This window comes from uncultured Mucilaginibacter sp. (genome assembly GCF_903913935.1).
Lineage (GTDB): Bacteria > Bacteroidota > Bacteroidia > Sphingobacteriales > Sphingobacteriaceae > Mucilaginibacter.
Window position 1 is genome coordinate 1 of the sequence record NZ_CAIWNH010000037.1, and the last position, 10,292, is coordinate 10,292.

The following is a 10,292-nucleotide window of genomic DNA, read 5'->3' on the forward strand; positions in this document are numbered from 1 at the left end:
ACCATGTAATATTTTGGGCAAAATATAAGGCGCTACCGTAGGGATGATGCCCACTTTCAATTCGCCTGAAAGTTCCCGCTGCCTGTCGGTGATGATCTCTTTGATCTTTTCTGCTTCCGAAAGCAAGATTCTGGCCTGGGCAATCACGTCGTTCCCGATCTCGGTAGGGACAACCGGCTGTTTGCTCCTGTCGAACAGTTTAACGCCTAAAGTATCTTCAAGCTTCTGGATCTGCATGCTTAGCGTAGGCTGGGTGATAAAGCATTTTTCGGCGGCCAATACAAAACTCCTGTAAGTATCAACGGCTACAACGTATTCAAGCTGGGTAATGGTCATTTGTTTGTGTTTAGAATCAAGAACCAGGAATCAAGAGTCAAGAACGATGAAAAGAGCATGCAATTAAAAAAACGCGCGGGTGTTTGCGCTGGCTTCTTAAACCTTGACTCTTAATTCGTCCTATAGCTTTCATCTATAAAAATATAAATTAAATATTGTTTTTTTCTATAAAAAAGGCGTTGAATTTAATCTTGCTCTGGCAATAATAAAAAAAGCCGGCGCCTACAATGCCGGCTCTTATTTGATCTTATTTTTTCATTATGGACCATCAACCATGGTACATGAACTTTCCACCTATTCCACCGTTACCGATTTGGCTAAATTACGGGGCTGGTCAACATTACAGCCGCGCATTACGGCAATATGGTAGGCCAGTAATTGCAATGGTATGGTGGCTAATAACGGTACAAAGGCTTCGTCGGTTTCCGGGATCTCTATCACATAATCGGCCATTCCTTTTACTTCGGTATCACCTTCAGTAACGATAGCAATTACGTGCCCTTTGCGTGCTTTTACTTCCTGTATGTTGCTGATCACTTTTTCGTATGACGAATCTTTGGTGGCGATAAACACCACAGGCATATCATCGTCAATTAAAGCGATAGGGCCGTGTTTCATTTCAGCGGCTGGATAACCTTCGGCATGGATGTAAGAGATCTCCTTGAGTTTTAATGCGCCTTCCAGCGCAACAGGGAAGGAACTTCCGCGGCCAAGGAACAGGCAATTGGTTGAGTCCTTAAATTTCGCTGCAATCTCTTTGATATGGTCGTTTGATTTTAGCGCGCGTTCAACTAGTTCAGGTATCGAATTTAACTCAGTTAAATGTTCAACCAACTTGCTTTGGGTAATCGTACCTCTTTGCTGGGCAATATAAAATGCCATTAATGTGAGTACAGTAACCTGCGCGGTAAATGCCTTGGTTGAGGCCACCCCTATTTCGGGGCCGGCATGTGTGTAAACGCCAGCGTGCGTAGTACGGGGTATCGAGGCACCTACCACGTTACAGATCCCGAAAATGGTTGCCCCCTTTTCTTTTGCCAGCTCAATGGCTGCCATGGTATCGGCAGTTTCACCTGACTGGGAAATGGCAATTACCAGGTCTTTTTCAGTAATAATAGGATTGCGGTACCTGAATTCCGACGCGTATTCAACCTCAACGGGTACACGTGCATACTCTTCTATCAAATATTCGCCTACCAAACCTGCATGCCATGACGTACCACAGGCCACGATGATGATACGGTCTATATTTTTGAGCTTTTCGGTATATTCCTTTATTCCGCCCAGCTGTACTTTGCCCTGCTGCGGGTAAATACGGCCGCGCATGCAATCCCTTATTGAGCGGGGTTGCTCATAGATCTCTTTTAGCATAAAGTGATCGTAGCCACCCTTTTCGAGCATTTCGAGCTTCAGATCAAGTTCCTGTATGTAAGGGGTGTGAACCTGGTTATCAATCGTTTTTATCAATAAATTTTCGCGACTGATGTAAGCCACTTCATTATCATTCAGATAGATAACGTTTTTAGTGTATTCTACAATCGGAGTTGCGTCAGATGCAATAAAATATTCGCCCTTACCAACGCCAATCACCATTGGGCTGCCTTTTCGCGCCGCAATGAGCAGGTCAGGTTCGTCATCGCTCATGATAACGATAGCATAGGCCCCGATCACTTTGGTCAACGCTACTCTGACAGCTTCGCGCAGGCCAAAACCGGTCTCGTTTTGAATATCTTCAATAAGGTGAACCAATACCTCGGTATCAGTATCGCTTTTAAAAATATGGCCTTTATGGGTCAGCGTTTCTTTTATCGGGCCATAGTTTTCTATAATGCCATTATGGATGATGGTTAGTTTCCTGTTCCCGGACGAATGCGGGTGCGAATTTCGGTCGCTTGGCGCACCATGTGTTGCCCAGCGGGTATGGCCCATTCCCATGGAACCTTGTAAATCAATATCCTTAACAAAATTTTCAAGGTCGCTAACTTTACCGGCCTTTTTATAAACCTTTAGCCCATTATCAAATAACGAAATCCCGGCGCTATCATATCCGCGGTATTCCAAACGATGCAAACCTTTGATAATTATGGGGTAAGCATCTCTAAAACCTATATAACCTACAATTCCACACATGAATTCAAAATATTTATGTTAGTTAAACAAAAGTAATAAGATAAGGTTTAATAATAGTGACGGTAATCAGGGATTGGAATTGTGTTGATATTGATGTTGATCATAATTTAAAGGGTTGTAATGTTAGCATTACAACCCTTTAAATATTTCAACGTCTTTTTGTATGGCCAGATCGCCAACAACTATTACTTAGCAATCTTGGTATAAATAATATTTAGCTTTAAGCGATAAGGCGAAGTCTTATCAGTCCCGACGGCTACAGTACGGGAAGCAACCTGTGCGGTGGCTCCGATATCTACGCTAGAAGTATTTGTATTATCAATGGGGCCGATATAGGTGCCATAATCAACAGTTTTTCCGTATAGCAAGTCCTGCACATAGGCAGTTACTATAAAATGATATTCGTTTTGCGTTGAATTATAAAATCCTCCAAAAACACCAACACCTCCTGAACGTGCATCAGCAGAACTGGCATCCTGCAATTCTATTCGCTGCAACGCTATGTCGAGTTGGTACATGCTTATTTTCGGAATTGGCGCAAAAGGGATATAGGTACCCGGCTGCGGTGTTACCACCAGTTCGGCACGGTTGATAACAACATCCTGGTTGTTGCTTAAAAGGCTCGCCCTGAAATTTTGCAAAAGGTGCGGAAAACTTACCTTAGCCCTTAATCCAATAGGCCCCTGCAAATAAAACAAATTTCGCGATCCACTTTTTGTATTATTCAGCTCGTTGCGGATAGCGGCTGGGTAATTATGGTGAATTGACGTTGCCGTGCTTACTATAGGCAGTTTAACCACAGCGGTATCAATGGTTGTACCAACTACCGAACGGTAATAAACCACCAGCGAGTCTGCATTGCTGAACATAATAGAACCGCCGGATCCCGTAGTTTTTGTGGAATCAAGCTTGATCAATAATCCCTTCACCTTGGTTTTGAAAATAGTGTTGGAACCTAATGTTGTTGAACTTGCGCCAAAAAGATTGGTGTTGATAAAAGAAGGATCGATCGGGATCCTGATCTGGGGTGGTACTTTAACCAAAGTATCTGGCGCACCGGTAATGATATTATAAACCTTTATGGAATCATGCGGCCTGGCATTAAACGTAAGTGTGCCTATTGGCGACTGCGAAGAATAATCTGCAAAATTTGTGGTGCTGTAACCAAAATTTTTGGTGTTGTAATAGCCGGTATCCGTTCTGAACAGTGATTTTAGCTGGTAAACGTTAATGGTATATTTTGAGGTGATGGAATCACCGTAAAAACCCCTGGCATAATTTAAAACAAGCCGTGCAGAATCGATATAAACTGTACCGGTAGGAGGGGTATAGGTTCCCTGGCCCGGTAAATTCAGGTCGGTGGCCAAAGCAGTCATTGTGCTTCCGAATATGGCGTCGCGAAAACAACTAACCGGGCTTTTTGACAAACCAGAGGTTACAACTGAATCTTCGGGGACGGTATTTACGACAATTGTTGATGTATCGATCAGGTTGCTGGCTGTCTGACCTGAACTTACGCCCAAACCAACAGCATCCTGATTTTTACAACTATTCAAAATAAAAAGACTTATCAACAGTGTCAATAAGTCTAAGCGGAAAAATTTCATATATGATCTCAAAGCTTATACAACTTGTGCCAATTCTTCATTGGCAATTTCGTCGTAAAAATTGTAATAATTTTCGAAATCAGCGGTGGATTCGAACTCTAAAACCGATTTATTGCTGTTTTTAACAATATTTAACACTTCTTCGTCTATATTTTCACTGGCTAGTACCAATCCGTCGCTATACTGGATAGCGCCTGCATATAATGCTGAATTAGTTCCCGCGGTGAATACTTCGGTATGTTTTTCCGTCATATCGCCCATTACCGCTTTTTGCGCCAAATCAGGATCCATTGCAGTGGTAAAGTCGTTTTCGTAAATAGAGTAAACTATTTTTGAATTTTTAAAGGTTGGATCGTCCTTATAAGTAGTTTTTAAATACGCGGGCACCAATGCGCTCATCCAGCCGTGGCAATGGATGATGTCAGGAGCCCAGCCTAATTTCTTCACAGTTTCGAGTGCGCCTTTGCAAAAGAAGATCATTCGCTCATCGTTGTCAGCATAAAATTTCCCGTCTTTATCCGTGAAAAAATGCTTGCGCTGAAAATATTCTTCATTATCCAAAAAATAAACCTGCATCCGCGCTGCGGGAATAGAAGCAACTTTAATTATCAGCGGATTGTCGTTATCGTTGATGATGATATTCATCCCCGATAAACGTATCACTTCATGCAAACGGTTCCTTCTCTCGTTGATATTTCCGAAACGAGGCATCAGGATACGTATTTCGTAGCCTTTTTCCTGCATCGCCTGTGGTAACTGGCGCGTAATTTCAGAAATTTTTGAGAGTTCAAGGAAAGGAGACATTTCGTGAGTTATAAACAAAAGCTTAGATTTACCCATCACTAAATCAGTATTAAATTATAAATAAAGAGCCTATAAATTTGAGTCTGCAAATATAAGCATTATTATATGAACTGGCAACCAATTATGCAAGTTAAATTTGGTAGGTTTTAATGAAATGTACAACTTTGCCGGATTTCGTAATTTCTATTGATTTGAACATTTTTACAACAAAGCACTCCCTGGGGCAATTTTTGCAGGAAATAAGGGATACAAATAAAACCATTGGTTTTGTACCTACTATGGGTGCACTTCATGAGGGGCACCTGAGTTTAATTGAACAGGCGCGGCAAACCAACGATGAGGTTGTTTGCAGTGTTTTTGTAAACCCCAGCCAGTTTAATGATCCTAAAGATCTGGAGAAATACCCGCGTACCATTGAGGCGGATATTAAAATGCTTGAAAAAGGAAACTGTGATATCTTGTTCAATCCCCCGGTGAGTGAAATTTATGATGATAATGAGAAATGGCATTTAAACATCGGCGAAGCGGAGCATTTGCTGGAAGGGAAATTCAGGCCGGGGCACTACCAGGGGGTTACCCAGGTGGTTTATAAACTGTTTAATATTGTAAAGCCCGACACCGCCTTTTTCGGTCAGAAGGATTACCAGCAGTTGATGATCATCAGCCATATGGTAAAGCAATTAAACATGCCGGTAAAGCTGGTGATGTGCCCTATTTTGCGCGAAGCCGATGGCCTTGCCATGAGCTCAAGGAATATCCATCTTACGGCCGAAGACCGGAAGCATGCGCTTATCCTTTCAAAAACATTGAATTGGGTAAAAGACAATTTCAGCAGGGATAACCTTATCGGATTAAAACGGGAAGCCGACCGGATGATCAGCAGTGAGCCCGGCGTTGAGCCCGATTACTTTGAAATTGCAGACGCTGACACCCTGTACCCCGCAACCGGACAATCCAAAAGCATCATCGCCCTGGTAGCCGCCAAAGTGGGGAAGACGAGGTTGATTGACAATGAGTTTTTAAGTCCGGAGTCTTGAGTCTAAAGTCTTCAGTCAAAAAAATAAGACTTGGGACTTAAGACTCTGGACTCCAGACTTTCAATTTATCCGCCATTACCTCACTGATCTTGCGGTACGATTCAAATGTCCAGCCGGCAACATGCGGGGTTAAAATCACTTTACCGGATTGGCGCAGTTCGTCAAACCACTCCTGCCCGGCAAGGGTTGGGAATTTTTCAATTTCAAGCACGTCAAGCCCTGCACCCAAAACTTTACCCTGTTTAATGGCATTCAGTACTGCTTGGGTTTGCACCGCCTTACCACGGGCGGTATTGATCAAGAAGATGGGTTTTTTAAAATGGAACAGGTATTCTTCATTTACCAGCCCGGCAGTTTCGGGCGTTAACGGGATATGCAGGCTTAACACATCGCTGTGTTTCACAATTTCTTCCATGCTCACCTCACGGGCATACCGGTCGCTGAAGCCGGTTTTGTATTTATCGTAAGCGATCACATTCACTTCAAAGCCGGATAGTTTGCGGGCAAAGCTATGCCCCATAAAGCCATAGCCAATAATGCCCACGGTTTTCCCTTTGAGCTCGTAACCCCGGTTCGCTTCGCGTTGCCAGCTTCCGGCACGGATCTGAGCGTCGGCTACGTTAAAATTATTCATCAGGGCCAACAGCATTCCAACTGCATGTTCGCCAACAGCATCCATGTTACCTTCTGGGGCGTTAATGAGGGTGATGCCTTTTTCGGCGGTGTAGGCTTCGTCAATATTATCCATCCCGGCACCGGCGCGGCACACAAAGCGCAGGTTTTTACCGGCATCAATGTACTGGCGGTTCAGTTTAAATTTTGAGCGCATTACCAGGCCTTCGTAATTGCCCAATATTTGCAGGGCCTCGTCAGGTTTTATTAATGGGCGGTAATCGCAGTGATAACCAAGGGCTTCCACCTTTTTCATAAAAATGGGGTGGATATCGTCAACAATCAGGATGGTATTTTTCAAATGTTATATTTATAAAAGCACAAAGGTATAATATAAGACAATAATTATAGGGCTTGTGGTGGTTAGAATCCAGTTGGAAATCACTTTTAAAATTCACGGCCGGCTCTTTCATAGCGATGGGTCTTAAACCCATCGCTATGCGGTAATACGGGTGCACTGCCATGGATCGCTTTTTTATTAATATCCATCACTTTATAAAAGCATTTTTTTGACAAAATTTTTATTGTCAAAATACCTGGCAATAATTTTATTGCCAAACTTTTATTACTGAAACATAACAATAATAAATACCTGACAATCATACCGGATTTACAAACTGGCACGTTAATAGCAGGTATAACATCATGAATATCATCAAATTCAAAAAAGCCGGCTCGGGCATCAAATTAAAGGCGCAAAAACTTGCGGAAGCCGGTTTTAAGCAAATATTCGACCACATTAACCAGTTCAACATCAAAAAAGGGGTTGACAAAATGGGGCTTGATAAGTTTATTGAGCAATGCGCCTGCCTGGCAGCAGGTTCGGGCGTTATTTCGGGTAGCGGCGGTATGTTTACGCTGATCGCCGGGATTCCTTTTGATTTTGCCAACCTGATCACCCAGCAGTTCAGGGTAACGATGGCCATTATGTACTATAACAAGGGCACTTATAAAATAGAATTCGACGATTTTATGAAACTTGTAGCCACTTCGTTAAAAGTGGAGGCCGGGGTAGCCATATCCAAAACCATGATGGAAGGCATCGCCGAAAAGCTGCTATTGCTTTTAGGCACCCGTACCGCCGAAAGGCTGGTGCCCGTAGTTGGCGCTGTAATAGGCGGTACTGCCAATTATCTTTTCATCAAGCGCATGGCTGCCTCTGTAAAGAAAATGGAACTGAGCGGACATATGGAGGCTATCCAGGTGTTTTAATCCTGACTTCCCGCACGCGGCTTACCTGTTGGTCTCGATCATGTTGGTTAGCTTTACAAAATCATCCACGCTTAACCTTTCAGCCCTTAAATCGAGCAATGGCTCATCGGTCATTTTTTCTTTGTTAATGAGGGAGGATACCGCATTCCTTAAGGTTTTTCTCCGCTGGTTAAAACCGGCTTTTACTACCTGCCAGAATAATTTTTCATCGCAGTTGAGCTGTGGAATTTCATTTCGGGTTAGCCGGATCACAGCTGACAGCACCTTGGGGGGCGGGTTAAAAACACCGGCCTTTACGGTAAACAGGTATTCAACTTTATAGTACGCCTGTAAAAATACGCTGAGAATGCCGTACTCCTTACTACCCGGTTTGGCGCTGCAGCGTTCGGCAACTTCTTTCTGGAACATGCCCACTACTTCAACTACCTGCTGCCGGTTATCCAGTACTTTAAAAAGGATTTGGGACGATATGTTGTACGGGAAATTACCAATAATGGCCATTGGCCCGGTAAAAAATGCGGCAAAATCCATCTCCAAAAAATCGGCATTGATGAGTCGTTTACCTAAAGCCGGGTATTTTTTTTGAAGGTACTGATATGATTCCGTATCGATATCGATCAGCGAAACTTCGTACTCCGTTTTCTGCAATAAAAAATCGGAAAGGATGCCCATTCCGGGGCCAACTTCCAGCACTTGCTTATAACCGTTTTGCGGCCGCAGGCTCTCCACAATTTTTGCAGCAATGTTTTTATCAGTAAGGAAATGCTGACCCAGGTGCTTTTTTGCTCTTACCAATGTCATTATTAATCGAATATTGTGGCAAATTATACATATTTGTCCTTTAATCATGAATTAATCTTTTAATTTGTGAAGGGAAGTTGAAATGTTGTAAGGTTGAAATGTTGTAAAGTTTGTATAAACCACCACCGAATGACCAAATGACGCAATGACCAAAATAATCGGTGAAATCACAAAGTAATCGGTGTAATCCTAAAATAATGAGCGAGAAAATAAAAATCGGGATAAGTATTGGCGATGTTAATGGTATAGGGCTTGAAATTATTATTAAAACCCTGGCGGATTTCCGCATTTACGACTATTGTACACCAATTGTTTACGGCCATACAAAAGTAGCGTCGTTTTATCGCCGTACAACCAATATCGAAGAGCTTAATTTTGCGGTGATCAACCATCCTTCTGAGGCTTCTGGTAAAAAGGACCAGCGCAAACCGCATATGATCAACTGCTGGGAAGAAGATGTGAAGATAGAACCCGGCGTGGTGAACGCGGCTGTTGGTAAATACTCCTTCCTTTCCCTTGAAAAAGCAACCAACGACCTGCTGAACGGCGATATAGATGCGCTGGTTACCGCGCCCATTAATAAAGATACCATACAAAGCGAGGAGTTTAAATTCCCCGGTCACACCGAATATTTGCAGGAACGTGGCGGTGCTGCTGAATCGCTGATGTTTTTAGTGAGTGATACGCTGCGTGTAGGGGTGGTAACCGGGCATATCCCGGTGGCAAAAGTTGCCGAAAGCATTACCTTAGAAAAAATACTGGCAAAGCTAAAGCTGATGGACCAGAGCCTGCGTAATGATTTCTGGATCCGCAAACCGAGAATTGCCGTGCTTGGTTTGAACCCGCATGCCGGTGATAACGGCCTGATTGGCGATGAAGAACAAAATGTGATCATCCCGGCTATTGAGGAAGCCCGGAATGCAAATATCCTTGCTTTTGGCCCTTATTCAGCAGATGGGTTTTTTGCTAACGGAAGTTATTTACAGTTTGATGCCGTACTGGCTATGTACCACGACCAGGGATTGATCCCTTTTAAACAAATAGCCTTTGAGTCGGGAGTTAATTTTACTGCCGGGTTAAATTTTGTACGCACTTCGCCCGATCATGGTACCGCTTATGATATCGCCGGGCAAAACAAGGCATCAGAAGTATCCTTCCGCGAAGCGATATTTACCGCGTTGCATATCGTAAAACACCGCCGCGAAACGCTGGAACTAATGGAAAACCCATTAACCATCACCAAACTGAGCAGGGACAGGGATTAGGCGAGAAGCAAGAACCAGGAATCAAGGGCGAGGAAGAGGAATAGGTTTCTAACTATCTTTCTTCCTGGCTCTTTCCTTAATATTTCAGTACTATAAAACCTGTCTTGTGTTTGGCTATTCCATTTGCTGAATAATCCAGCGAGTAAAAGTAAGTGCCGGGCAATTGCATTGCCCCGGTTTTATTGGAATGTCCGTCAAATACCTTATTGCTGTTGTCGTAACCTTTAATTTCATAAACCAGTTCACCGCTTCGGCTCATGATCATCAGTTTGTTGTCGGGATACCTGGTGATGCCTTTTATCATCAAAATATCATTAATGCCGTCGCCGTTCGGCGAAAGCCCCCGGTTTACTGAAATACCGTCTTCGTTCAATGCAATGTAGGGTGACGGTTCTGATAAGCTTTCAGGATAGTACAGGTTGTTAAAT

The 10,292-nt window shown here is 43.2% G+C and carries 10 protein-coding genes; 3 read left to right on the plus strand and 7 right to left on the minus strand.

What is annotated here, in order from left to right; all coding sequences use genetic code 11:
• The 4 genes from QZY09_RS01620 to QZY09_RS01635 form a co-directional block, all read right to left on the minus strand.
• Window positions 1-336 (minus strand): LysR family transcriptional regulator (locus QZY09_RS01620; RefSeq protein WP_295667340.1); only part of this gene is annotated, 336 nt, incomplete at its 3' end.
• A gap of 294 nt (window positions 337-630) precedes the next feature.
• Window positions 631-2,466: a glutamine--fructose-6-phosphate transaminase (isomerizing) gene (gene glmS / locus QZY09_RS01625; protein WP_295667343.1), complete on the minus strand. Its 1,836-nt coding sequence runs from the start codon at window positions 2,464-2,466 to the stop codon at window positions 631-633.
• 185 nt (window positions 2,467-2,651) lie between these two features.
• Window positions 2,652-4,022 (minus strand): DUF4270 family protein, encoded by a 1,371-nt coding sequence (locus QZY09_RS01630; protein ID WP_295667346.1) that lies wholly within the window; start codon window positions 4,020-4,022, stop codon window positions 2,652-2,654.
• Window positions 4,023-4,088: 66 nt separating this feature from the next.
• Complete coding sequence (locus tag QZY09_RS01635) at window positions 4,089-4,913, minus strand: glycogen/starch synthase (RefSeq protein WP_295667349.1); 825 nt, start codon at window positions 4,911-4,913, stop codon at window positions 4,089-4,091.
• Between the two features lie 113 nt (window positions 4,914-5,026).
• Here QZY09_RS01635 and panC point away from each other — a divergent pair, with 113 nt between their 5' ends.
• On the plus strand, window positions 5,027-5,914 hold the full coding sequence (panC, locus tag QZY09_RS01640) for a pantoate--beta-alanine ligase (RefSeq protein WP_295667352.1): 888 nt from the start codon (window positions 5,027-5,029) through the stop codon (window positions 5,912-5,914).
• A 37-nt stretch (window positions 5,915-5,951) separates the two neighbouring features.
• Here the strand turns inward: panC and QZY09_RS01645 are convergent, their stop codons facing one another.
• Window positions 5,952-6,887 (minus strand): 2-hydroxyacid dehydrogenase, encoded by a 936-nt coding sequence (locus QZY09_RS01645; RefSeq protein WP_295667355.1) that lies wholly within the window; start codon window positions 6,885-6,887, stop codon window positions 5,952-5,954.
• Between the two features lie 344 nt (window positions 6,888-7,231).
• Here QZY09_RS01645 and QZY09_RS01650 point away from each other — a divergent pair, with 344 nt between their 5' ends.
• Window positions 7,232-7,798 carry a hypothetical protein gene (locus QZY09_RS01650; RefSeq protein WP_295667358.1) on the plus strand — a complete coding sequence of 189 codons (567 nt, stop codon included), beginning with the start codon at window positions 7,232-7,234 and terminating at the stop codon, window positions 7,796-7,798.
• A gap of 21 nt (window positions 7,799-7,819) precedes the next feature.
• On the opposite strand, the gene rsmA is transcribed toward QZY09_RS01650, so the two are convergent.
• A complete protein-coding gene (gene rsmA / locus QZY09_RS01655) occupies window positions 7,820-8,599 on the minus strand; it encodes a 16S rRNA (adenine(1518)-N(6)/adenine(1519)-N(6))-dimethyltransferase RsmA (protein WP_295667361.1) in 780 nt (259 codons plus the stop codon).
• Between the two features lie 197 nt (window positions 8,600-8,796).
• On the opposite strand from rsmA, the gene pdxA reads away from it, so the two are divergent.
• Window positions 8,797-9,864, plus strand: a complete 1,068-nt coding sequence (pdxA, locus tag QZY09_RS01660; RefSeq protein WP_295667364.1) for a 4-hydroxythreonine-4-phosphate dehydrogenase PdxA — start codon at window positions 8,797-8,799, stop codon at window positions 9,862-9,864.
• A 76-nt stretch (window positions 9,865-9,940) separates the two neighbouring features.
• Here pdxA and QZY09_RS01665 read toward each other — a convergent pair.
• Window positions 9,941-10,292, minus strand: a 352-nt coding sequence (locus tag QZY09_RS01665) for a gliding motility-associated C-terminal domain-containing protein (protein WP_295667368.1), incomplete at its 5' end; no start/stop codon positions are given.

Bases quoted from the DNA above. Each gene is read 5' to 3' on its own strand.
- glmS (WP_295667343.1), bottom strand. From the start codon at position 2,466: ATGTGTGGAATTGTAGGTTATATAGGTTTTAGAGATGCTTACCCCATA.
- QZY09_RS01650 (WP_295667358.1), top strand. From the start codon at position 7,232: ATGAATATCATCAAATTCAAAAAAGCCGGCTCGGGCATCAAATTAAAG.
- rsmA (WP_295667361.1), bottom strand. From the start codon at position 8,599: ATGACATTGGTAAGAGCAAAAAAGCACCTGGGTCAGCATTTCCTTACT.
- QZY09_RS01635 (WP_295667349.1), bottom strand. From the start codon at position 4,913: ATGGGTAAATCTAAGCTTTTGTTTATAACTCACGAAATGTCTCCTTTC.
- panC (WP_295667352.1), top strand. From the start codon at position 5,027: ATGAAATGTACAACTTTGCCGGATTTCGTAATTTCTATTGATTTGAAC.
- pdxA (WP_295667364.1), top strand. From the start codon at position 8,797: ATGAGCGAGAAAATAAAAATCGGGATAAGTATTGGCGATGTTAATGGT.